Origin of the sequence: Leptolyngbya sp. AS-A5 (assembly GCF_039962495.1) — a bacterium.
Classification (GTDB): Bacteria; Cyanobacteriota; Cyanobacteriia; order Leptolyngbyales; family Leptolyngbyaceae; genus Leptolyngbya.
Genome location: NZ_JAMPLL010000003.1, coordinates 167,688 through 190,181 on the forward strand (window position 1 = coordinate 167,688; position 22,494 = coordinate 190,181).

The 22,494-nt window shown below is 49.5% G+C and carries 21 protein-coding genes; 12 read left to right on the top strand and 9 right to left on the bottom strand.

Annotated elements, in window-relative coordinates:
- The first annotated feature begins 146 nt into the window (after nt 1–146).
- From NC980_RS05425 to NC980_RS05450, 6 genes are all read left to right on the top strand, one after another.
- Nucleotides 147–1,622: a sugar transferase gene (locus NC980_RS05425; RefSeq protein WP_190377760.1), complete on the top strand. Its 1,476-nt coding sequence runs from the start codon at nt 147–149 to the stop codon at nt 1,620–1,622.
- A 75-nt stretch (nt 1,623–1,697) separates the two neighbouring features.
- Entirely contained in the window at nt 1,698–2,897 is a 1,200-nt protein-coding gene (locus NC980_RS05430) for a glycosyltransferase (RefSeq protein ID WP_190377761.1), read from the top strand.
- Between the two features lie 88 nt (nt 2,898–2,985).
- The gene (locus NC980_RS05435; protein WP_190377762.1) at nt 2,986–4,338 is read left to right on the top strand and encodes a flippase; all 1,353 of its coding nucleotides are present in this window, start codon (nt 2,986–2,988) and stop codon (nt 4,336–4,338) included.
- A gap of 56 nt (nt 4,339–4,394) precedes the next feature.
- The gene (locus NC980_RS05440) at nt 4,395–5,684 is read left to right on the top strand and encodes a glycosyltransferase (RefSeq protein WP_190377763.1); all 1,290 of its coding nucleotides are present in this window, start codon (nt 4,395–4,397) and stop codon (nt 5,682–5,684) included.
- 35 nt (nt 5,685–5,719) lie between these two features.
- The gene (locus NC980_RS05445) at nt 5,720–7,027 is read left to right on the top strand and encodes an O-antigen ligase (protein ID WP_190377764.1); all 1,308 of its coding nucleotides are present in this window, start codon (nt 5,720–5,722) and stop codon (nt 7,025–7,027) included.
- A 49-nt stretch (nt 7,028–7,076) separates the two neighbouring features.
- Nucleotides 7,077–8,264 (top strand): glycosyltransferase, encoded by a 1,188-nt coding sequence (locus tag NC980_RS05450; RefSeq protein WP_190377765.1) that lies wholly within the window; start codon nt 7,077–7,079, stop codon nt 8,262–8,264.
- 3 nt (nt 8,265–8,267) lie between these two features.
- Here NC980_RS05450 and NC980_RS05455 read toward each other — a convergent pair whose 3' ends face one another.
- The gene (locus tag NC980_RS05455; RefSeq protein WP_190377766.1) at nt 8,268–9,260 is read right to left on the bottom strand and encodes an endonuclease/exonuclease/phosphatase family protein; all 993 of its coding nucleotides are present in this window, start codon (nt 9,258–9,260) and stop codon (nt 8,268–8,270) included.
- 119 nt (nt 9,261–9,379) lie between these two features.
- Between NC980_RS05455 and NC980_RS05460 the strand changes: the two genes are divergently transcribed.
- Nucleotides 9,380–9,529 (top strand): hypothetical protein, encoded by a 150-nt coding sequence (locus NC980_RS05460; protein WP_190377767.1) that lies wholly within the window; start codon nt 9,380–9,382, stop codon nt 9,527–9,529.
- On the opposite strand, the gene NC980_RS05465 is transcribed toward NC980_RS05460, so the two are convergent.
- Genes NC980_RS05465 through NC980_RS05475 form a run of 3 tightly spaced genes read right to left on the bottom strand, consistent with a single transcriptional unit; the run spans nt 9,526 to nt 13,190 of the window.
- Nucleotides 9,526–10,194 (bottom strand): pentapeptide repeat-containing protein, encoded by a 669-nt coding sequence (locus tag NC980_RS05465; protein WP_190377768.1) that lies wholly within the window; start codon nt 10,192–10,194, stop codon nt 9,526–9,528. The genes NC980_RS05460 and NC980_RS05465 overlap by 4 nt on opposite strands.
- Complete coding sequence (locus tag NC980_RS05470; protein ID WP_190377769.1) at nt 10,194–11,588, bottom strand: DICT sensory domain-containing protein; 1,395 nt, start codon at nt 11,586–11,588, stop codon at nt 10,194–10,196. The genes NC980_RS05465 and NC980_RS05470 overlap by 1 nt, the downstream gene beginning before the upstream one ends.
- Nucleotides 11,589–11,618: 30 nt before the next feature.
- On the bottom strand, nt 11,619–13,190 hold the full coding sequence (locus NC980_RS05475) for a photosystem II high light acclimation radical SAM protein (RefSeq protein WP_190377770.1): 1,572 nt from the start codon (nt 13,188–13,190) through the stop codon (nt 11,619–11,621).
- Between the two features lie 361 nt (nt 13,191–13,551).
- On the opposite strand from NC980_RS05475, the gene NC980_RS05480 reads away from it, so the two are divergent.
- On the top strand, nt 13,552–13,869 hold the full coding sequence (locus NC980_RS05480) for a DUF1830 domain-containing protein (RefSeq protein ID WP_242027052.1): 318 nt from the start codon (nt 13,552–13,554) through the stop codon (nt 13,867–13,869).
- A 152-nt stretch (nt 13,870–14,021) separates the two neighbouring features.
- On the top strand, nt 14,022–14,432 hold the full coding sequence (locus NC980_RS05485) for a DUF4079 family protein (RefSeq protein ID WP_190378020.1): 411 nt from the start codon (nt 14,022–14,024) through the stop codon (nt 14,430–14,432).
- Here NC980_RS05485 and nadB read toward each other — a convergent pair.
- The 4 genes from nadB to NC980_RS05505 all read right to left on the bottom strand — a co-directional run bounded on the left by nadB (nt 14,398) and on the right by NC980_RS05505 (nt 18,473).
- Nucleotides 14,398–16,053, bottom strand: coding sequence for an L-aspartate oxidase (nadB, locus tag NC980_RS05490; protein WP_190377772.1), 1,656 nt, complete (start codon nt 16,051–16,053; stop codon nt 14,398–14,400). The two genes, NC980_RS05485 and nadB, sit on opposite strands and share 35 nt — an antisense overlap.
- 78 nt (nt 16,054–16,131) lie before the next feature.
- Complete coding sequence (gene psbU / locus NC980_RS05495; protein WP_190377773.1) at nt 16,132–16,539, bottom strand: photosystem II complex extrinsic protein PsbU; 408 nt, start codon at nt 16,537–16,539, stop codon at nt 16,132–16,134.
- A gap of 99 nt (nt 16,540–16,638) precedes the next feature.
- Entirely contained in the window at nt 16,639–17,658 is a 1,020-nt protein-coding gene (locus NC980_RS05500; RefSeq protein WP_199298600.1) for an adenylate/guanylate cyclase domain-containing protein, read from the bottom strand.
- 140 nt (nt 17,659–17,798) lie between these two features.
- Nucleotides 17,799–18,473: a DUF3120 domain-containing protein gene (locus NC980_RS05505; RefSeq protein ID WP_347272646.1), complete on the bottom strand. Its 675-nt coding sequence runs from the start codon at nt 18,471–18,473 to the stop codon at nt 17,799–17,801.
- A 294-nt stretch (nt 18,474–18,767) separates the two neighbouring features.
- Between NC980_RS05505 and NC980_RS05510 the strand changes: the two genes are divergently transcribed.
- From NC980_RS05510 to NC980_RS05520, 3 genes are all read left to right on the top strand, one after another.
- Complete coding sequence (locus NC980_RS05510) at nt 18,768–19,625, top strand: undecaprenyl-diphosphate phosphatase (protein WP_190377775.1); 858 nt, start codon at nt 18,768–18,770, stop codon at nt 19,623–19,625.
- A 27-nt stretch (nt 19,626–19,652) separates the two neighbouring features.
- Entirely contained in the window at nt 19,653–20,981 is a 1,329-nt protein-coding gene (locus NC980_RS05515; RefSeq protein ID WP_190377776.1) for a TIGR03279 family radical SAM protein, read from the top strand.
- A 161-nt stretch (nt 20,982–21,142) separates the two neighbouring features.
- Nucleotides 21,143–21,322, top strand: a complete 180-nt coding sequence (locus NC980_RS05520) for a hypothetical protein (RefSeq protein ID WP_190378022.1) — start codon at nt 21,143–21,145, stop codon at nt 21,320–21,322.
- A 311-nt stretch (nt 21,323–21,633) separates the two neighbouring features.
- On the opposite strand, the gene cysW is transcribed toward NC980_RS05520, so the two are convergent.
- Nucleotides 21,634–22,494: a sulfate ABC transporter permease subunit CysW gene (cysW, locus tag NC980_RS05525; protein ID WP_190377777.1), complete on the bottom strand. Its 861-nt coding sequence runs from the start codon at nt 22,492–22,494 to the stop codon at nt 21,634–21,636.

Consider the following 22,494-nt stretch of genomic DNA (forward strand, 5'->3'; position numbering starts at 1 on the left):
GAGACTGCCTGAATTTAGTCTGGCTGGGCTGGCTGCTTCGGAGAAGGCTGTCAATCGTTGTTGAAGGGTTGTTTCGCTGCTTAGCAGCACAGCCCCGGCGTTATAACCCCGTTCTTGCTCCTCATTCCTGCACGATTCAGACACTTATGACCTCTCAAGTTTCTCGTCCACCAGAGTCGCGCCTCCGCACTCTGCCCCCTCTACCTGAGCAACGAGTCAGGGACTTGCGCTCTCCCGCCTCGCTTCAGATTCATCAAAGAAGCGTAATGAATTGGCTTCGCTTTTCGGTCTTGATGGCACTTGACTTTGTGCTCTTGTATGTCGCTTGGCGAATCGCGCAAGTCAGCGGCACAGATCTCAGCGTCTCCTTGCGAGTTGAAGAGCGCATCATCTCGTTTACACCCACCGCCATTTTGACGGTCGGGGTGTTTGCAGTTGTGGGGCTTTATTGCGAAGGCAACGGCTGGCGGGACTTTGGCAAGCTAGGCAGAACGCTAATGCTGGTCGATGGCGCGATCGGAGTAACTACCCTATTCACCGATTCGGTAGATGCCCGTTTACTGCTTCCCTTCGCTTGGTTTGCGCTTTTGGGCACAGTGTTCCTGGTTTTAGGGCGATGCTTAACCAGCGTTTTAATCCAATGCGTGCGCCAAGCCGGAGCGGGGCGGCACACGGTGTTCATCTTCTGTCAGCCAGAGCAAGCAAAGCGGATTGTGCCGCTTTTGGGGCAGAAATCCTACTACACTGTGGCAGGCTGGAATGATTCGCAGCAGTTAAGCGATGAGCAGCGAGAAGCAACCATTCGTAGGTTGGCGCGGATGGGAGTATCTGAAGTCTATTTATGTTCACAGTTGCCTGCGCGAGAGCTGATGCTGCTCTACTGGGATCTACGGAACGCGGGAATAACGCTTCATGTTTGTGTGCTACTGGGTCGGGATGAAAGTTGCTCTGATTCACGGGTTTGGCAATTGCCTGACTTTTATTGCTCGACATTTGCGCCACCTGCGATCGCTGGCGTTGAGTTTCAGGTGAAGCGCTGCTTTGATTTTCTTGCCTCGGTTGTGTTTCTCGCCCTGACTTTCCCCGTTTATCTGGTGATTGCGCTGCTGATCAAGCTGGATTCCCCAGGCCCGATTTTCTTTCGTCAGACTCGCATCGGCTTGCACAACCGTCCCTTCCGCGTCTGGAAGTTCCGCACGATGGTCGTGAATGCACCTGAGCTACAGAAGCAGCTAGAGAGCCAGAACGAAACCCGCGATGGCGTTCTCTTCAAAATCAAAGACGATCCGCGTGTCACCCACATTGGTAAGTTTTTGCGCCGCTATAGCCTAGACGAACTCCCGCAGATCTTTAACGTGTTGCTTGGCGAGATGAGCTTTGTGGGGCCGCGACCGCTGCCTGTGCGGGATGTAGAAAAGTTTTCAGAACACTGCTTCATTCGCCATGCGGTTTTACCTGGAATTACCGGAATGTGGCAGGTTTCAGGGCGATCGGATGTCGATAATTTTGATGATGTGCTGCAATTAGACATGGTTTACATCAAAGATTGGTCGCTTTGGCTGGATTTAAAAATCATCTTACAAACTATTAGTGTTGTCCTGCAAAAGACGGGTGCCTATTAGCTGAGCGTGAGCAGTCACCAACGGCTGTGGGCAAATCTAGAAATGCTGTCAACTTTAAAGCATAGGATAAATACAGTGAACTTTGTTGTAGAAAACAAACTGTCCCACCCCGCCTCTGAACAACAGTCTCGCGTCTGTTTGTTGTCCGCACGGAATGTGCGCGATCGCGTCACCGATGCCATGATTTATGAGATTGAAGATCTCATTAGCGACTTTGATCAAGCAGACTTACTCACTTATGATCGTGCTCCCGATCGCTCTCGCCGGATGTACACGGCAGCGTACAAAATTACGCGATCGCGACGGTTATCGCAGTGGATCACGCCTGCATTCAACGCAGTTCAGACCCTTGAGCAAGATTACGATTTATTCTTTGTCGTACTTAGAAACATCTTTGAACTGCAAGCGCTAAAGTCTCTAAAAAACTGGCGCAGCAGATGTAAGACTGCGATTTGCTTCATCACCGAATCCTGGCCTAACGATGAATGGCTGCACAAGCGCCGTCATCTATTAGAACCCCTGAAGCAGTTTGATGCCATCTTGATGGGATCGACAAACAGCGTTGAGCCGATGAGCTACTATACTCGCCGTCCTTGCACTTGGATGCCCTTCGGACTCGATACCCTAAAATTCTCCCCGTCCCTGGGTCTACCAAAGCGCAGTATTGATCTCGCCTCATTAGGACGGCGATCGGAGATTACTCATGCAGCACTGCTCGAACTCAGCCAAAGCGCAAACTTCTTTTACTACTACGATACTGGCTCGAACCTAAGAACCATGGTGCCGCAGGAGCATCGCAGCATGTACGCCAATCTGCTGAAACGAAGTCGCTATTTCATTACGAACTATGCCTGTGCCGATGAGCCAGATAAATCCTCATCTGCTCAGGAAATTGGCTACCGCTTTTATGAAGGCGCGGCAGCAGGAACAATTATGATCGGCTGTGCGCCCCAGAGCAAGGAATTCCAGCAGCTTTTTGATTGGCCGGATGCAGTGATTCCGATGCCGTTTCATGCGCCAGATATCGCCCAGTTCCTAGCGGAGCTTGAGGCTCAGCCCGATCGCCTCAATCAAATTCACGTCAACAATGCGGCTCACGCCTTGCAGAAGCACGATTGGGTTTATCGCTGGGAGAAGATCCTCGCAACGGTTGGTTTACCGCCAACACCGCAGATGCAGCATCGAAAAGCTCAGCTCCACCAACTGAGCCAGGCAATGCTTGAACAAACCAATCGTGCAAGCCAACCCGCGACTCCGGTAAGAGCGGGGCGTTGATTGAAAGAAATTCTAAAGCAGCTTGGATTGAGCGTCTGGGTTGCACACAAAACAGATTGACTGACGACACTGATATGGGGATGCACGAGTGCTGAATCAAAGCTCACTGATCAAAGGCTTGAGAAAAGTTAAAACGATCGCGCTTCGTAATTCAATCGCAAAACGAGCGGCTGGATCGTTCGCTGTAAAAGTCATTTCGCTCGGCATCGCCTTCATCACGAATGTCTGTCTAGCGAGAGCTTTGGGGGCTTCTGGCTATGGAGACTATATTTATGCAATTACCTGGGTCGGCTTTCTCGGAGTGCCCGCCTGTTTAGGCTTACCCGAATATCTTGTGCGTGAGGTTGCGGTTTATCACGCGAACTCAGACTGGGGAGCACTCAAGGGATTGCTGCGACGAGCGAACGAGATGGTGCTGCTGCTGTCGATTACAATTGGCGCGATCGGTGCTGTCACTGCTTGGTGGCTCAACCGCGCCAGTTTTGAAACGCTGGTGGTGTTCTGGCTTTGTCTGTTTTCTCTGCCCTTGGGAACATTAACAGCACTCCGGCAAGGCAGTATGCGGGGACTCAATCAGGTCGTCAAAAGCGACTTCCCGGAGTTGTTGATCAAGCCGATTCTATTCCTAGTTTTGCTCGGACTGCTGTTTGTCTTTCACCGCCCGTTCATCACGGTGTATTCCGTCATGGGCATCTATGTTCTTACGGTTGGCGTGGCCTATTGGATTGGCTCACAGCAGCTTCATGCCGCATTGCCTGTTGAGACAAAGCAAGCTTCCCCGGTCTATCACACTAACGCTTGGTTTCAGGGCAGCTTGCCGTTTTTAGCAATCGTTGCCATGTTTACGATCAATCAGCAAATCGATGTGCTGATGCTAGGCGCGATGAAAGGAACCAGTGCGGCAGGAATTTACACGGTGGTTGGGCGAGGAGCGCAGTTGATCCAGTTCAGCTTGGCAGCCGTTTCTGCTGCAACCGGGCCTGCGATCGCGCAAGCTTATGCACTGCGAAATCTATCACAAGTGGAACAGGTGGCACACAGCGGTGCTCGAATGCTGTTTCTTGCCTGCGGTGCAATCTCAACCTCGCTGATTGTACTTGGACATTGGTTCTTACTAATTTTTGGTTCAGAATTTCTTCAAGGGCAAGCCGCGCTGACGATTCTTTGCCTCGGTTACTTAATCAGTTCACCGCTTGAGCTATCTGGATTGCTCCTACTGATGACAGGACGAGAGCGAGAAACCGCGATCGGCACAGGGGTAACGGCGGGTTTAAATGTGGTGCTGAACGCGCTATTGATTCCAAACTTTGGGCTAGAGGGGGCCGCGATCGCCACTGCCACTAGCATCATCATGCGGGGAGCCATTTTTAGTACTCGCACTTATCAAACGCTGAAAATTATCCCGAATCCGCTCAGATTTTCGTTGGGCAAGCAGCAATAACCGAGATAAGCAGCAGCACGAGCGATTCAGGAAGTCGCCACAATCATGGAGGGAGCGTGAAGATTTTACTGGCAAGTAGTTATGATGTCGAAGGCGGTGCGGCAAGAGCGGCGTATCGACTGCATCAGGGGCTGCACCAGATTGGGGTAGCGTCTCAGATGCTCGTACAGGCAAAGACGAGCGGGGACAAGTCGATCGTCGCGCCTCGAACGCAGCTTGAACAAGGCATTGCGAAAGCGAGGTTGACCTTTGATGCACTGCCCTTAAAACGCTATCGCCAGCGCCAGCCCACGACCTTTTCGGTGCAATGGCTACCAGAAACCGTCGCTGCTCGTGTGAATCGGATCAATCCAGATTTGGTGAATTTGCACTGGATTAACGATGCATTTATTCAGATTGAATCGATCGCCCGATTCAATCGTCCGATCGTCTGGTCGCTGCATGATATGTGGGCGTTCACTGGCGGCTGTCACTATACGGGTGTAAGTGATTCAACAGGGGGCTTGTCCTGCGATCGCTACACGCAATCGTGCGGCAGTTGCCCACAGTTGCAGAGTTCCAAAGCGCGGGACTTATCGCGCTCAATCTGGCAGCGCAAAGCCCGTAGTTGGCAATCGATCGACTTGACAATCGTGGCGTTGAGCCAATGGCTGGCAGACTGTGCGCGATCGAGTTCACTGTTTCGCAGCTCGCGGATTGAAGTGATTCCCAACGGTTTAGATATCACCCGGTACCGACCGATCAGTCGCACCCTTGCCCGTGAAGCCTTGGGTCTGCCCCAAGACAAGCATCTAGCGCTGTTTGGGGCGATGGCAGCAACGAGTGATCGGCGTAAAGGCTTTCATCTGTTGCAGCCTGCTCTCCAGAGTTTGGCACAGGCAGGATGGAGTGAATCGCTGGAATTAGTAGTGTTCGGTGCCGATCGTCCACAGCATCCGCCCGAATTCGGGATGAAAACCCATTACCTCGGTTCCTTTCGCGATGACTTATCGCTGTCTTTGATTTACTCCGCCGCAGATGTGTTTATCCTGCCATCGACGCAGGAGAATCTTGCCAATACGATCATGGAAGCGATGGCTTGTGGAACGCCTTGTGTTGCATTTGAAATTGGCGGAATGCCCGACCTGATTGAGCATCAGAAAACAGGCTATCTAGCACAGCCTTATTGGATCGACGATTTAGCGCTGGGGATTGCCTGGACAATTGAAAACCGTGATCGTCATCGTCGATTAAGCGATCGTGCTCGCGAAAAAGTCGAGCAAGAATTTACCCAAGCGCAGCAAGCCTATCGCTATCAGTCTCTGTTTGAAGATATCCTACAGAGCAACGATCGCAAGCGACACTAAAACTCGTTACTCAGATTAGAACCGGAGGCAGACCCTTGAAACTCAAAGATCTACTACTGCTCATCCAGAAATTAGAACCCTGGTTCGCTGGACTCTTCTTTGCGTACTTCTTAGGCATCGCGCTTCCCCCGCAAGCGGTGAGCATCGCCAACCTAATAAGCTATCCAATTCTGGCATTTCTGATTTTAGTCTCAGGCTGTTGGAAGAAACTCTTGTTCGCGATGACCAGAGACATTCCTCTGCTGCTGCTACACGTCATGGCGCTTGTCTCCGTGTTTTGGTCTATGGCTCCGGAGGTCACGGGCGACGAAACCAAAGCATTCATAAGAGCCGGAGTTTTCGGTGTTTACATTGCTGTGCGCTTTGGTCTGGGCGGTGAAATGCGACTACTCGCTAAGGTTCTTGGTATCGCTGCTGTCTTGAGCTTGATCGCAGGGGTTGCCTTTCCCACGTATGGCATCCAAACAGATGGTGAATTTATCGGAGCCTGGAAGGGTATTTTTGGGTTCAAGAACCTGTTTGCGGCTCAAATGACATCTGCCATTCTGTTGCTGACGCTGCTGGGGTTGCAGCGCTCCAGATGGCGCTGGCTGATTTGGAGCGTGTGTGCAATTGCAGTGGCGCTGTTGTTATTGAGTCGAGGCAGAACTGCTTTGGCAGCGCTCTTGATCACGATGTATCTCTTTCCGCTTTACAGCATTCTCAAGCAGGATTACAGGCTGCGCGTGGCTTCAACGGCGATCGTTCTCGCCGTAAGTCTAGGTGTCGCCCTATCGATCTTCTTGAATTTGCAGTTCATTGTGGTCGATGTATTGGGTAAGAACCTTGAATTTAACGGGCGGCTTCCCATCTGGAATATGGTGCTAGAGAAGGGATTAGAGCATTTTTGGCTGGGGCATGGATACTCCGGATTTTGGACTTCTGGTGCAGCTTATCCAATTCTGACGCAGACCTGGGCAGTGAATTCTTTTCGGGCTGGCGTTCGCTTTAATGCTCACAATGGTTTTCTTGAACTATTTCTACAGTTAGGTATTGTGGGACTCACGCTTTATCTCATTAGCTTGTGTACGCTGTTTTTCAGAACGTTTTACTTGCTGTTGCGGCTCAAAACTGTAGAACTGTTTTGGGTGTTTCAATCGCTCATTCTTGCAGCTTGCATTAATTCCGCGGATAGCTTCAGCGTGGCGAGTGCCGGGGGAGAATGGAGTATCTTTGTCTCTTTTGCGATCGCGATCGCGCTTCAGTATCGCCGCCTCAAGATCGACGATCGTTTAGGCAGTCCTTCCTCGGACTTTGACCAGAAGACTGCATTGTCTCCGAACCCTTATCCTCAGCGATCATAGTTGCCTTGACCGTCTTTTCTGTCCTTTATATTCACCAAGCTAAATCATCATGAACGTTCTGTTTCTCACCACTGTACTTCCTGCTCGTAAGCTGCATGGCAGTGAAATTGCGTCTCAAAACATCGTCGAGGCGCTGCAGCAAGCGGGATGCACGGTCACTGTGCTGGGCTATGGTCGAAAAGAGGATGGTGCATTACATAAGGCAGCGCATGAGGTACTCGTTGCTGATCGTGCTGTTGAGACGAAAAAAGCAAAGTTCAAAGCAATGGGCTGGTTTGCGCTGAGCCTGATCAAGCGGATGCCTTATTCTGCAGCGAAATATCTCACACGCCGCTATATCAAGCAAGTTCAGTCGCTGTTGTCGGCTGAGGTGTATGATGCGATCGTGATTGATCACGCCCAGCTTGGCTGGTTGCTCGATGTAATTGATCATCCCAGAGTGATTTTAGTGGCTCACAATCTAGAACATGATATGTATCGCCAACACTATCAGCGATCAAGCAATAGGCTGGCAAAGTGGGTTTACGGACGTGAAGCTGCAACCGTTGAAGCACTAGAAGCAAAAACGGCAGCTTCAGTCGCAGAAGTCTGGGCGTTGACGCAGCATGATGCGAACTATTTTGCTCAGTTCACAAAGGCAAGAACATTGAGCTTGCCTTCGGGGTTTGTCAGCAGACAGACTGAAACTGTTGCGAAGATGTTTGATATTGGCATTATTGGTAGCTGGGCATGGAAGCCAAACGAAGAAGGGTTGCGATGGTTTTTAGAAGCGGTGTATCCACTGCTTCCAGAGTCGCTCACTATTCACGTCGCGGGTCGAGGAGCAGATTGGCTGAGCGATCGCTATCCGAATCTGGTCTATCAAGGATTTGTCGAAGATTCGCAGGTGTTTATGATGCAGGCGCGAGTGATGGCGATTCCGACCTTGAGCGGCGGTGGAATTCAAATCAAGACGTTGGACGCGATCGCTTCGGGATCTCATATTGTAGCGACTACGATCGCGCTGCGAGGCATTGCTAATCCGCCGCAAACCGTGGAGATCGCGGATCTGCCACGAAGCTTTGCTCAACAATTGATGGCAGCGATTAACGCTGAACAATCACCAGAAGCCGCTCAAGAAGCTCAGCAGTGGTATTACGATCGACAAACATTGTTCTTAAACGAAGTGAAGCAAGCAATCAGCGAGCTAACTGCATCAGTTGGAACTCATTTCAGCAGACACGCTGATTTGAAATAATCCCTATCGAATCTTTAGGGTCGCGACGACTGGGAGATGATCCGAGCCGCCATCGGGAGCAACAGAGGCATCAATCGCTTCAAGCTCCTCACTGTGCCAAATGTAATCAATTCGTTGAACTGGAAAGGGTACACCACTGATAAAGAGTGTGTGTCCTAATCCCTGACCTCGCTCCTGAAAACTATCTTTGAAGTGCTTGCGTAGCTGTTGGTAAGCCTCAGAAGTGTCGGTTAGATTACAGTCGCACAACATCAGGGTGGGCAGCAATCGCTGTTGTACCAGTTCTTTGAGATAAGTCGCTTCTGCGGCTCGGCGTGCATAGCGATCGCGAGTTTCAGCAATAAATTGATCGATCGGCAATAGTGGCATATTATTCGGAGCAAGATGCGTGACTAAAACATTGAGGTGCTGATCCCCGATGCGGACTATCGCTTGAATTCCGCGTTCTATCGGCGGTTCAGGTAAGGGTTTAGCGGTTTCAATGGGCAAGCGACTAAACAATGCAACGGTATGAAAGAGATCGACCGGATGAATTGTGTGATGCGGGTAGTCTGGAGCGATCGCTTTGAGCAAGTTGGATAGCTGATTCGGTTGTAGCTCCTGTACCCCAATCAAATCTGGTTTTGTTTGACGAATCATCTGTGCAATCTTGTCGTAGTCTTGATTGCTCCACAGTATGTTAAACGTCATCACTTTAAGCAGCGAACCTGCTGGAGTTGTGGGTACAGCCTTAGAGAAAAAGTGGAGTCGAGGTTGTACCCACATCACAAGCAGCAGACAACCCAAAATCATCCCAAAAAATAGTGTTCGCCTTCGATGCCAAAGCGCCAAAGGCAGAAGGATGACTAACGGCAAGAACAGATATGGTGCAATTGTATTGAGCAGCGCTAACCACCAGAAGCGATCGAAAAACAGCAAACGAAAGCTCAACCACAGCAAAAGGCTCACCAAATAGCTCCAGCCTGTGATCGATAGAAGGCGGGAAGAGATAGGCATAAACATTTCTCAACTGTTGCCAACAGTTCTAAGCTTCCCGTTCTATCTAAGGGATTCCACCTTAGGGGTGAAATTACGAGATTCGGCGATCGCTCCCGTTCTGTGAAGAAATTCGCGATTTGCTCGACAATCCCAAAGCGATCGACCAAGTTCGGCAAAGCGTGCAGATGTTTACAGAAATCTCGCCGGATCTGATTATTCAAGATGCGCTATTCCACCTTGGTCTCGCAAGTATGCAGCCTGCAACCAGCTTACCAACCGATAGCTAAGAGATCTTGGAGGCGATCGCGCCTTGATTGCTCGCTTGATCGATCGCTGTTCCGACCGTACAAGCTCCGATCAAATTCACGCCTTCAAGATTTGCGTCCTGGAGGTCAGCACAAAGTAAATTTGCGCCTGCCAAGTTTGCGCCTGCTAGGTTCGCTCCCTGTAAGTCAGCTTCCTCTAAGTTTGCTTCGGTGAGTTGTGCGCCTTGCAGATCGGCTTGGCACAAGTTTGCTCCGTGCAAGTTAACGCCGCTCAGGTTCGCACCCCGCAGGTCAGCCCCACGCAGATCAACGCCTTGTAAACTGACTCCCATTAAATTTGTGCCACTCAGGAATGCACCCGCTAAGTTGGCACGAGTGAGGCGCGATCGCATCAAGTTCGCACCCCGCAAGTTACTCCCGCGCAGATCCGCCTCGGTTAAATCTGCCTGCATCAAGTTCGCACCTGTCAAGGTCGCCCGCAAATCTGTGCCAATCAGTTGACATCCGACTAGGTTCGCACCGTCTAGTACGGCACCGGATAACTTTGCGTTTGTGAAATCTACGCCAGCGAGCTTTGCACCTGCAAGATTTGCACCGCTTAATTCAGCTTTCGAGAGATCTTCATCCTGGAGATCCGCACCTGCAAGCTGTTTGACTTTCCCCGATCGAATTGCCCCAATGTCCATCACACCTGCTCCGTTACTTTGTCAGACAAATCTAACAGCTCGTCATCCGAGTGTGAATCCAGAAGCCACATTCCAGCAGCAATTTTGGGAGTTTGAATCGGTAAGCTCAATCCTTGCTGCATGGCACTGACTAAAAGACCCAAGGCTTCAACCAGCTTGCTATCCCAGCGATCGCCTGCTTCTGCCTGACATTGAGCAAGGGCATGGTTCAAAGCCGTCTCAGGATTCGTTGATTGCTTCTGGGTGACTCGCTGCTGAAACTCTGCCAGTAAACCGAGAATTCTTGATTCTAGGGGAATCTCATCGCCTGCAAGCCCGGCGGGTTGTCCTTGCCCGTTCCATTGCTCAGATTGGTGCGTGACGATCGTGGCGATCGCGTTCATTCGTCCCATGTTTCGCAGAATTTGGGCACCGGGAACGATCGGGCAGCAAGGCGCTTCTTCAGTTTGGTGCTCAGAAATTCGTCCAAAACTTCCCGGACTTAGAACACTATCCGCTCGCCGCAGGAATGCTAATCGGTGCAGCAATGCTGAGAGTTTTAATCGATTCAACTGCCACGCGGGAAGATCGAGCAGTTGTGCCATTGCCTCAGACAAGGTTGCCACTTCAGCCGCCGCATTTGGATTGCTGATATCGGTTTGATCGATCAGTTGAGCCAGTCGGAGAAAGGCTTGAAGCTCATTGGAAGTTAGATTGTTATCCAGGGCTTCGTGCTTTGAGCGCGCTCGCAAATCTTCCTGTCCCGCCTGAAGATAGTTCACCACCATCGAAACAGCTTGATAAATCTCGTCCTGTTCGCTGGTTTGAACGGAAACTTCAGATACTCGCGATCGTAGTTGATTTGCCAAGTCGGGGTTGTACCGCTCGATATGAGCGATCGCAATGTTGACCGTTTCTTCGACTAACCCTGCCTCGAATGTCCAGAATCCGTAGAACTTGCGCTCTAGATCCTCAGTCGGAACGCCTTGCACCCCATAATCTTCCGGCGTAAGCTCTTGGCACAGCACCATCGCAGTATACGAAGGAGCGAGAATTATCAAGTGCCATTCTTGAGCGACCGGATCAGATTTTTCTAATTCGACTAACGCCACATTTGATCGTTGGCTAGTGGAATGTTCCGCAAAGCCTGTATCTCCAGAAGCCATGATCACAATCTGTTGAGCATGATCGGCGATTTCACCGTAGCGATCGGCTTCTGCGAGGTACCATTTTCCCCGTTGGAAAGCAGTGATCACTAGCGGCGCACTAGAGCAACTGAGGATACAGTCTTCCAGCGCGTGACAGAGCGAAACGAGCGTGTTTTTGTAGTACACACCAAAATTAAGGGGGCGCTTGCCGATCGCTCCCGGTTGGTGAGCCACTCGGAGATCATTGAGAATCGAACCTTCCAGCATATCAGTGGGAGAAGTAAGAAAGCGGGGGAATTAAGAGGCGGTAACGAGTTGAGAGTTGGGCTTGTCGATCGGCGCGGTTAACGCTTCTTCAAGGTCGGCGCGTCCGAGTCTTTCTTCTAGAATATCCATAACTTCGCGCCCAAAATCATTGGGATTGCGTTTCCATGCTTGCAAACACACTTCCCCAAAGAATGAGCCGAGCGGTTCTGGATTCCAAAGCAGTTTTCGGACTGTCCAAGGTTTGACGTTCATTGGGTCGTATCCTGGCTCAAGAATGCCGTTTTTGAAGGCGTACTCTTCTAGATGGGTGTGCGGTTGCAGACCGATAAAGAAGATTGCAGGCTCAACTTTATCTGCTCCAAAAATGCGTTCGAGTTCACGGTGATAGGCGATCGTTTGTCGAATCGTTTCCGGTCGCTCATCGATTACGTTAAACGAATAGTTCACGGAAACGAGATCGTTAAATCCGGCGGCTTTGAGATCGCGACAATTCTCTAAAACGGTTCTGAGGTTGTAGCCCATTCTCATTTTACGAACGAGTTCTTGAGATCCGCTCGTGATGCCGATTTCAAAGTAATTCATTCCAGTTTTAACCATCAAATCCGCAAGCTGCGGCGTGAGATTGTCCGCCCGAATGTAAGCTGCCCAGTGGATATCCGTCATGCCTGCATCGACAATTTTTTGCAGCAGTTCGATCGCATCATCCATGTATTTGCGAGCCGGAATAAACTGAGCATCGGTAAACCAGAAGTTGCGAATGCCTTTGTCGTAAAGCTGCTTCATTTCTTTAACAACTTCATCGGCAGGATTGATCCGCACTTGCTTGCCTTCGATCACCGTGTAAACGCAGTAGCAGCAGTTATGCGGACAGCCGCGCTTGGTCTGCACTCCGATGTAGAAATCCTGAGACTGAAAGTAATATTCAAACTCTTTCCAAATCTGTGCAATGTAATCGTAGTTGCAGGCAGTTTTTTCGATCGGAGTTGGAAACTCATGAATCATGCGATCGCGGGGTTTCGTCTCTCCGACGATATAGCAGCGTTCATCAAGAAAATCCTGACCGCGCAGCAATTTCTCTAGCAGCGTTTCCCCTTCACCCACCGAAACGATCGTGCCTTTTGGCAAGCTTTTCGCCACTTGCTCATAAAACACACTTACCGCACCGCCACCCACAACCACTTTCGCATCGGGATTGTAGCGTTTGGCGCGTTTCACGCCGCGTTGAATCAGATTAGAATTGCGCCACAGTTCCCCGTAATAGCCTGATGCAATTCGGAGTAAACCCATTGCGCCTCGCGCTTTCAGTAGCGGATTCGAGGCGTAATAGTATTCAAACGTATACTGAAGCGGGTTGCCTCCCCGTCCACCGACCGGAGCGTAAATCTGAATATCGCGCCAAGAGTACACCAGCAAAGTGGGCTGAAACTCATCAATGCAAGCATCAAGCGCTGAGACATAATCCAGGGGCGGAACCGTGCCTAAATCAAAAATCTTTTGCGTAATGTTTGGAAACTGTTTATGAACATGATCGGCAAGATAAACCACACCGATCGGAAAAATGGGATTACAAGGCAGTCGAACGTAGAGAATTCGAGTTTCCATAGCATTTTACTCACAGTCGCCCGATGCAAGATCCCGCATCGAGATCCTGAATTTATTTCACATAACTTTACGATATCACTGACTTCAGTTCTCTGCATGGCTAAGCGCCAGTTTTATCTCCAGAAGCGCAGTCGTCAATCATGATTAATTTTTCTTACTAAATATTGAATGCAAGTTTGTTGTATTCAGTATTCAGAGATTAAGCAGACTTAATTGTTTGTTAATCGCTTGATATGGCTCAATTTCAACGCACAAATCGTCTTAAAAAGCAACATTGGTAATCGCGTTTACAGTCGCCAGGGATCGCCCAGTGTTAGTGTTCAGAAACAGCCTGTTATTTAACGTAGGGTCTTTAACTGCCATGCCTCAAACTCTTGATCCTCTACCATTGGGTGGATCTGATCCCATTCTTTGTTGTTATGTGAATGCAACGAGTCAAATTCAAATTGCTCGAATTACAAATGTACCGAATTGGTATTTTGAGCGTGTAGTTTTTCCGGGGCAACGGTTACTTTTTGAAGCGAGCGCAAACGCTCAACTTGAAATTCACACAGGAATGATGGCAAGCGCGATCTTGTCGGACACTATTCCCTGTTCAAGCTTGATGGTGAGCGAGGAGGGCGAGGACGAACCGTTTTCCAAACCTCTAGGATTAGCAATGGCTTCGACAGACTCATAAAGCTTTGTATACTTACATTTCTTTAAGATTAGTCATTGCTTAAGAGTACCGCTTACGGGTTAAAAGACTGATTTCAAATCAATAGCCACGATCACCATGACCGATCGTGGCTGTTTTTTTGCACAATGAAGAAGACAAGTTCGGTGAAGGCTTTGGATTTACCTTCTTTTATTTGGCTGTGGCGGATTGCAGCTTGGGCAATGGGTCTAACGATCGCCGCGTATCTGGTTCAAGTCGTGACTGGATCAGAATTGCTGTTTGGAGCGAAACGACTGCGATCGATCCATATCGGTGTGGGAATTGCGATCGCGGTTCTCGTTCTAGTTTTACTTGGCATTGGAATCGTTGGAACGCTAGGTCACTACGGCAGTTTAGGGCATTCTAACCATCTTTGGTCAGGGCTGGCAGTGGTAGAACTCATATTTCTCTCGGTTTGGAGCGCGGTGCAGATTCCAAGCCAGCCTTGGGCGCGATCAGTGCATGTAGGCGTAAACTTCTTGCTGTGTTTGAGCCTCGTCTGGGTGTCGATCACGGGTTGGCAAGTGGTGCAGAAATATCTCTAACGGGCGCAGTTGTCCAGTGATTTTGTTTGACGAGCGTGTGGACTCGCCAAGTTTCAGACGTTTGAGGAAAGTCCGATCGGTAATGTCCGCCGCGACTTTCCGTTCTGAGCGCTGCACTCTTTAGGATCAACACCGCAATATCGAATAAGTTGTACAGCTCACCCCAAGATCGAAGATCTTGAGCAGAAAGATTCAGCTTAAGAGCGCGATCAAGCTTGAAATTGCATAAAAGCTGGCTCAGCGGCAGTTGCAGAAATTCCTGCTGCCAAGATTGAACTTGAGCGATCGCAGCATCTAGCGTTTTCTGCTCTCGCGAAATTCCCGCACTCTGCCAAACCAACCGACGTAAAGCAGCACGGAATTGCTCAATTGGCTCCGGGTCGAACTCAACTGATAAAGTTTCAACCGCTTTTAGAGGGGCTGCGGAAATCGGGTCTAGCGATAGCGATCGGAACTGCGCTCCAAACACCAAACATTCCAACAGCGAATTGCTTGCCAAGCGATTGGCTCCATGAACTCCGGTACTTGCAGTTTCACCTACGGCATAGAGATGCGCGATCGAAGTCTGGTTCTCTAAATCCGTCCCAATTCCCCCCATCCAGTAATGTGCTGCAGGTGCAACAGGAATCGGCTCTTTGAACACATCGACTCCCCATTTTTGGCAAACCTGAATAATGTTTGGGAATCGATGCTGAATCGTCTCGGTGGGAATCGGGCGCAAATCCAGCCAAACGGTAGCAGTCGCAGGATCGGCTTCAGTTTTTTGAATGTGATTGAAAATAGCGCGGCTCACCACATCACGGGGAGCCAGTTCACCAGAAGGATGATAATCAAACGCAAACCGATACCCGGAGCGATCGATCAAATGCGCCCCTTCTCCCCGCACTGCTTCACTAATCAAAAATCTTGGCGCACCCGGTTTGGTCAACGCCGTCGGATGAAACTGCATAAATTCTAAATCGCGCAGAAGCACTCCGGCTCGATGCGCGATCGCCACTCCATCCCCGGTACTCACCGCCGGATTGGTCGTCTGAGCAAAAACCTGTCCCCCTCCCCCAGTTGCCAAAATCACTGCCTGAGCGCGAACCCAATGCACCTCAGATTTGTAAATCAAACAAACGCCTTGACACTGATTTTCCGAATCCAACCACAAATCCAGCACAAAGGTTTGGTCTAAAACCTGAATATTCTGTTGTTCTAGCACCCGTTCGGCTAAAACACTCACTACGGCTCGCCCAGTCGTATCTGCCGCATGAAGCACCCGCCGCCGGGAATGCGCTGCCTCTAAGGTCAGCGCTAATTGATGATTGTGACGATCGAACGCCACCCCCAAATCAACCAGATGATGAATACATTCCGCCGCATTTTCAACTAAAAACTTAACCGCATCCTCGTCGCATAAGCCCGCTCCCGCAACTAATGTATCGGTAATATGGAGCGAAGCCGAGTCTTGTGGGTCGATCACCGCCGCAATCCCACCCTGCGCCCAATCACTGGCAGAGCGAGCCACACTATCTTTCGTAATCAAACCGACTCGGTAATGCTGAGGCAGCGAGAGCGCTGTGTATAACCCTGCCGCGCCTGCCCCGACCACCAACACATCATACGCAGATTGCAACATCGCTTTCCCTGAAATAAAAAATCGCTCTATGCAGATTAAACCCTGCATAGAGCGTCAGCCTACAAAGTGAAAACTATATTAGCGGTAAATGCCGTTGTTATAGCGATCGCCCCCTTCCACTAGCTCTTTAGACACTTCAGTCGCCACGAAGTTATCTAAATTCGCTTCTAGAAGTTCCTTTTGCTTGTCGCTCAAGCCTGGAATGTTGAGTACATCCTCTACCGATTCATAAGGCGCATTTTTCACAATCAAGCCTGCTAAAGTCGGATACAATCCCGGCAGTTGGCGGAAAGCACGAACATTCGTGTTGTTCAAATCGAGCTTCTTACCGAACTCGGTCGCCATTTTATCTTCCACGACGTTGCGGTAGTCTGCCGCTAACACCGTCACTCTATTCAAGTTTGCTGCGACTGCGGTTTGGGATAACCAACCCAGACAGCCCACCACCAAACTAAAAACCGCCAAAAAGCGAATCAAACGTTTCATTGTTAGTCCCTCCCAACTGGATCGAGCAAACGCAATACACAGCTTTTATTAGAGCCTATCATCTTGCGGATACGATCGGAGAATCTTGCTGCATCGAAATCAACGGACAGTCCCTAGCGTTGCTCGGAGGAAGCGATCGAGATCGGCAAACGAGCAAGCATGAGTCGGAGTGGGCGTGTCATATCCTTTGAGGTCAACGCTGTAGCGCTCAAAAAACTGCACATTGCCGATTTGTTCCGCGAGATGTTGATAAGTCCGCTCACCTAAAGCAATATCTAGTCCAAGCTGCTTGGTCGCGGATTCCAGCCGAAATGCAGCGTTTACCGTGTCGCCTAAGGCCGTGTAGTCTGGTCGATCGCCGCTTCCAGTGTTGCCCACCATCGCAAATCCCGTATTCACTCCTGCCCCAATCTTTAACGGAAATGGTAGCGGGTATTGATGATACAGATTACTGGTCATCTGGTGTAGTGCAGCGATCGCCTGACAAATCCGTAGCGCCTCATCTCGATCGACTCCCTGCGCTCCGTGCGTCCAGACTGCCATCACCGCATCGCCAATATACTTGTCAACCCAGCTTCCATACTCCCGAATAATATTGCCTGCTTGCCGAAACCAAGTCCCGATCACTTCAGACAGCACCTTCTCGTCGAGTTGGCGCGTCAGAACTGTAAAGTCGCGAATATCAATCACCAAAACTGAGATTAAACGGCGGACATGAAGGGTTGCGGTCGCTGTGAAGTCTCTAGAGTCAGAATCGTCAGCGTTGGCGGTTGGGCGATTTTGGGGGCAAACAAAATCCAGTTCAGTTTGCCCAAAGGTTAAACGATCGCCATTCCGCAAAGTGACCGGGATACTCACGCGTCGCCCATTGACAAAAGTTCCATTCCGACTGCCCAAATCGATCAGGTAAAATTCCCCAGTTTCCATCGATTGCAGCATTGCGTGATTTCGAGAAATCCAGCGATCGGGAATCACAAAGGTATTGTCTTCGCTCCGTCCGATCGTCCAGCAATTGTTTCCCACCAACGGAAGCTGGCGGCTATTCAGATCGCTGCTGTGCAGCACAAGGTGGGGAATGGGTTGGAGAATGACCACAGGCTCAACAAGGAAAGAGTGCATCCTCCCTTATGATGCAACGCTCAACGCGGAAATGTTTCAGTAGTAGCGCTTGGAATATGAAAGTAAGGTAAATTATTTTTGCCCGTAATTTCCGCAATTCTGGCGTAGCTACTTAGAAGGAATTCATGAACTCTAAGTAGCTATGCCAGGGTCGCTGCAACCCAAAATAAGCTGTCAACCAGGATTGTACTCAGCACCGCGCCACCAAACGCAATCCAAGGTGCTGTTTTCATTCGTAGCGAAGCCATACCAACGATGAGTAATGAAGCTGCTAGTACAATCACCCAGAAGATACCCGACGGTGTGTACATCTGAATCAGAGCTTGCTGAAAGACAGGCTGAACGGCATCGGGTTCAACCTGCATGAGTTTGCGCCAGTAGGGAATCAGATCCGTAAGATAAAAGTAAAGATCGGTGAGTGCAGTCCCAAACAACGAGCCTAAGTAGAAGAAGTTTCCCAGCTTGCACCAATTTTGTCTGAGACCCCAAATCGCGATCGGTAATCCAATCGCTTCAATCGGGAGGTGCAGCGTCGGTTCCCAGCGCATCCAGCCCCAGTAGAGCGATCCAGCCAACCAAGTCCAGGTAAATCCTGTGAGGAGTTCGCCCCAGTGCTTTGTGTGAGGTTTTGCGGAAAGTGCGATCGAGAGCCAAACCCAGACTGAAGTTAGCATCAGGCAGAGGAGAGGGAGCGATCGTACAAGGGGAGCTTCAAAAAAAACGGGAACCGAAACTAAAAAGACCGATGCACCGAAAATGAGAAGCCCACGGGGGGGAGCAGAGCACTCAACGAAAGAAGATTCAGAAACCGCAATCACTTCAGCCTCTGGAGAGTAGGTTGTTTTGGAATGGGGCGGATAGGTAAGCAAGGATTCTTAAACCTGTTAATTTTGTTAACTTAACTTAACACTACCATAGGAAATCTTCAGACTGTCAATCGAAAAGGCTGAATCATTCCTTTCGGCGGATACCCCCTGGGGGGATGTCTCTAATCGTAGTGGAATTTTACGGAAATCGCTGAAGAATTTCGGAATTGATCATCAGCATTTTTTAGAAAGGCTGTAAACTCACAGCGAGAGTGTTGTCCCTCAGTAGGTTTAAGGAAGCGCATGATGCCAGTTTTTCTCGTCGCGAATCAGGTCGATGGTCTTTTTGCTTTGTTTCAAGGCATTGTGCTGGGCTTGGTTCAAGGCATTACAGAGTTTTTGCCGATTAGTAGTACCGCTCATTTGATTATTTTTACAGACATCTTCGGCTGGCAAAATCAATGGAATAAAGCCGCGATCGATGCGATTCAATTCGGCAGCGTGATTGCGGTTGTGATTTACTTCTGGAAAGATATTCGGGCAATTCTGTCAGGCGCATTGACGGCACTTAAGCGCAAAGACTGGAATCGCGAGGAATGGAAAATTTTGGTCGGTATTGCGATCGGCACAATTCCAGCACTAGGAGTGGGATTTGTGCTGAAGAAATTAAATATGCTGCCAGAAAGCGTGATGGTTATCGCCACGATGTCGATCGTCATGTCGCTTTTACTTGGATTGGCAGAGAAAATTGGAACCCGGAAACGCGGCTTTGATGAACTGGAGATTAAAGACGGAATTCTCGTAGGTTTAGGGCAAATGATTGCTTTACTGCCTGGAGCTTCGCGATCGGGTTCGACTTTAACCGCAGCATTATTTCTTGGATTGCGTCGAGAGACCGCCGCACGATTTTCATTTTTACTAGGCATTCCAACGCTAGCAATTGCAACTCTCGTTCAAGCGCAAGACGTGCTACAAGAAGCCGATAAAGGTTTACCGCTGCTTGTGGGCGTTGTATCGGCCTTTATCTTTTCGTATTTGTCGATCGCTTGGTTGTTGAAATTCCTTCAGCGTCAGAGTACCTGGGTCTTTGTTTGGTATCGTCTGGCGTTGGGTGTCACGTTGTTTGTGGCGATCGCCACAAAGCTTTTGAAGGGAGTTTAGACTAGAAAAGCCGTGTAATTTCGAGTCATGAGCGAGCTTTCTATCCGTCCAGCTTTAATCACCCGTGTATTATCAGAGTCGATCGCAGAAGAAATTGGGTTTGAAGCGGGCGATCGAGTTGTGTCGATCAACGGTGAAAAGCCCCGCGATTTGATTGATTATCAGTTTCTATGTGCAGACGAATTCATAGAACTCGAAGTGCTGGATCAGAAAGGCAAAACCCATCACATCGAGATCGAGAAAGATTACGATGAGGATCTGGGCTTAGAGTTCGACACAGCTTTGTTTGATGGCTTGATGCAGTGTACAAATCGCTGTCCATTCTGCTTTATTGACCAACAGCCCCCCGGAAAGAGGGAAAGTCTTTACTTCAAAGATGATGACTATCGACTGAGCTTTCTCTACGGAAGCTATCTCACCCTAACCAACCTAACTCAGCGGGAATGGAGTCGAATTGAGCGCATGAGGCTTTCGCCGCTCTATGTTTCGGTTCATGCGACGGAGCCAGAGGTAAGAATTCGCTTGCTCAAGAACCTCCGCGCAGGGCAAATCTTGGAGCAATTGCACTGGTTCCAAGAGCGGCTTTTACAGGTTCATGCTCAAGTTGTATTGTGTCCTGGAATTAATGACGGCGAACATTTCATCCGGACGATCGAAGATCTCGCCCAGTTTCACAAAGAAGAAATTCCGGCGGTGGCATCGATCGCGGTTGTCCCGGTCGGTTTAACGCGATTTCGTCCGACTGAAGATGAATTAATCCCCGTTTCACCAGAGAAGGCGCGAGAGGTGATCGCCCAAGTTCAAGCACTGCAAGCCCGATTTCGGAAAGAATACGGAGCGACGATCGTCTGGTTAGCCGACGAGTGGTTTTTGATCGCGGGAATGGATTTACCGCCCGAATCAGACTACGGAGACTATCCGCAGATTGGAAACGGAGTCGGTTCCATTCGTCTGTTTCTAAAAGAATTTGAGACGGCAGCGAAACGACTGCCAAAGAAAGTTACACCTAGTCGAAGTTATGTTTGGGTTCTGGGAAATGCAGTTGAGAAAGCCTTTACACCACTGCTTGATCGCTTCAGTCAGGTCGAAGGCTTAACCGTTCGCATGGTTGCCCTCAACAGCGATTACTGGGGACAAAGCATTACTGTAACCGGATTGCTCACGGGTCGAGACATCTTGATGGCGCTTCAGGGGCAGAATTTAGGCGATGGCATTCTGTTGCCGTCTGTGATGCTCAAGCAAGGTGAGGCCGTATTTCTCGACGATATGAGCGTCGAAGAACTTGAGCAAAAGTTAAACACGAAGATCTCGATCGTTGAAGGAATCGAAGGTTTGATCAGAAAATTTAATGAATAACGTAAACATCTTTGAAGAAGTGTGGCGCAAACCCTAACTTTGCTGGAATAATCAATCTGTCGGATGATTCAGCTTCGTTCGACTACCACCGACGGTAATTTGTCGATCGTCTAGGAGAGAACACTTTGGATTCGCGCACATCAGAGTTATTAAAAACCTCGTTGACACAATCAGCTTCCCAAGAAGAATTCAGCGAGTATGTTGCTCATCTCCAATTGCATATGGCGCTTCAAGCCCGGAATTTAGTTCCTAGCTTAACGAATACGCCAGATAGTCGAGAACAGCTCCTTCATCAAACACAAGCAAATTTTGAGAAGTTCGCTTCTCGGATGTTTTTATAGATTTTTAGGTTTCCGTTGATAAACGCTTCACATGGATCAGGGTATTACGCCCTGATTTTTTTTGCTTCGGTTTAGGTGGATTGTGCCCCCCAAATGCCCCACGAGTGGGGAACTTTGAGGAGATTAATTAAGACTTTCATTGGCTCGATTCTGCTTGAGAAAGCGTTTCTCAACTTTGCGATTAGAGCGTTCTAGAGATCGAGCCTTCTTCATCTTTCTCAAAATCCCCCAGAATAAAAGATCCAGGGGGCTGAGACCGCCTAAAACGAAGCACCAATGCTTGATTGAAGAACACTTAGCGCGATGATTTCCTATTCCTGCTCGTCTTGAACCCGCGTTTTACGCTGCATAATCTCCTTCACCACCAACGTTACTACTGCTAACAGCGCCAACAATACCGCCGCCGAGTAAGCTGATTCAGTCGCATATTGCTTGTACTCTTCTTCCACAAACAACGGCAAACTCTGCGTCTTTCCAGCTAAGTTCCCAGACACAACCGACACCGCACCAAATTCGCCCATTGCCCTTGCGTTGGTCAAAATCAACCCATAAAGCAATCCCCAACGAATACTGGGTAATGTGACCCGCCAAAAAGTCTGCCAGTTACTAGCTCCCAGTGTGCTTGCTGCTTCTTCTTGCTCTGGACCAATTTCCTCTAGCACCGGGATCACTTCCCGCGCCACAAACGGCAAGCTCACAAACATCGTCGCCAACACCATTCCCGGAAACGCAAAGATAATCTTGATATCTGCCGCCTGCAGGGCAGGTCCAAACCAACCATTTCGCCCATACAGCAACACCAGCATTAACCCAGCAACCACAGGCGAGATCGCAAACGGCAAATCGATGATGCTAAGCAACAGTGTACGACCGCGGAACTGTTTCCGCGCCAGTGCCCAGGCTGCACACAGTCCAAAAATAGTATTCAGCGGGACTGAGATGGCTGCCAGTGCGATCGTTAATCTCACCGCAGTAATAAAATTCGGCTGCCGTATATTTGCCAGAAATGGCCCCATTCCCTTCCTAAACGCTTGGTAAAAAACGTTAATCGCAGGAATGTAAATAATCAGAGCGAGAAACCCGATCGCGATCGTAATCAGCACGATCGGCACCCACTCAGCTTTCTTTTTCGCTCCTGATTTAGAGCGGGGCGAAGAAACGATCGTACTCAT

Bases quoted from the DNA above. Each gene is read 5' to 3' on its own strand.
- NC980_RS05475 (WP_190377770.1), bottom strand. From the start codon at position 13,190: ATGGAAACTCGAATTCTCTACGTTCGACTGCCTTGTAATCCCATTTTT.
- NC980_RS05465 (WP_190377768.1), bottom strand. From the start codon at position 10,194: ATGGACATTGGGGCAATTCGATCGGGGAAAGTCAAACAGCTTGCAGGT.
- NC980_RS05470 (WP_190377769.1), bottom strand. From the start codon at position 11,588: ATGCTGGAAGGTTCGATTCTCAATGATCTCCGAGTGGCTCACCAACCG.
- psbU (WP_190377773.1), bottom strand. From the start codon at position 16,539: ATGAAACGTTTGATTCGCTTTTTGGCGGTTTTTAGTTTGGTGGTGGGC.
- NC980_RS05515 (WP_190377776.1), top strand. From the start codon at position 19,653: ATGAGCGAGCTTTCTATCCGTCCAGCTTTAATCACCCGTGTATTATCA.
- NC980_RS05500 (WP_199298600.1), bottom strand. From the start codon at position 17,658: ATGCACTCTTTCCTTGTTGAGCCTGTGGTCATTCTCCAACCCATTCCC.
- NC980_RS05425 (WP_190377760.1), top strand. From the start codon at position 147: ATGACCTCTCAAGTTTCTCGTCCACCAGAGTCGCGCCTCCGCACTCTG.
- nadB (WP_190377772.1), bottom strand. From the start codon at position 16,053: ATGTTGCAATCTGCGTATGATGTGTTGGTGGTCGGGGCAGGCGCGGCA.
- NC980_RS05455 (WP_190377766.1), bottom strand. From the start codon at position 9,260: ATGCCTATCTCTTCCCGCCTTCTATCGATCACAGGCTGGAGCTATTTG.
- NC980_RS05510 (WP_190377775.1), top strand. From the start codon at position 18,768: ATGATGCCAGTTTTTCTCGTCGCGAATCAGGTCGATGGTCTTTTTGCT.
- cysW (WP_190377777.1), bottom strand. From the start codon at position 22,494: ATGAGTACGATCGTTTCTTCGCCCCGCTCTAAATCAGGAGCGAAAAAG.
- NC980_RS05450 (WP_190377765.1), top strand. From the start codon at position 7,077: ATGAACGTTCTGTTTCTCACCACTGTACTTCCTGCTCGTAAGCTGCAT.
- NC980_RS05480 (WP_242027052.1), top strand. From the start codon at position 13,552: ATGCCTCAAACTCTTGATCCTCTACCATTGGGTGGATCTGATCCCATT.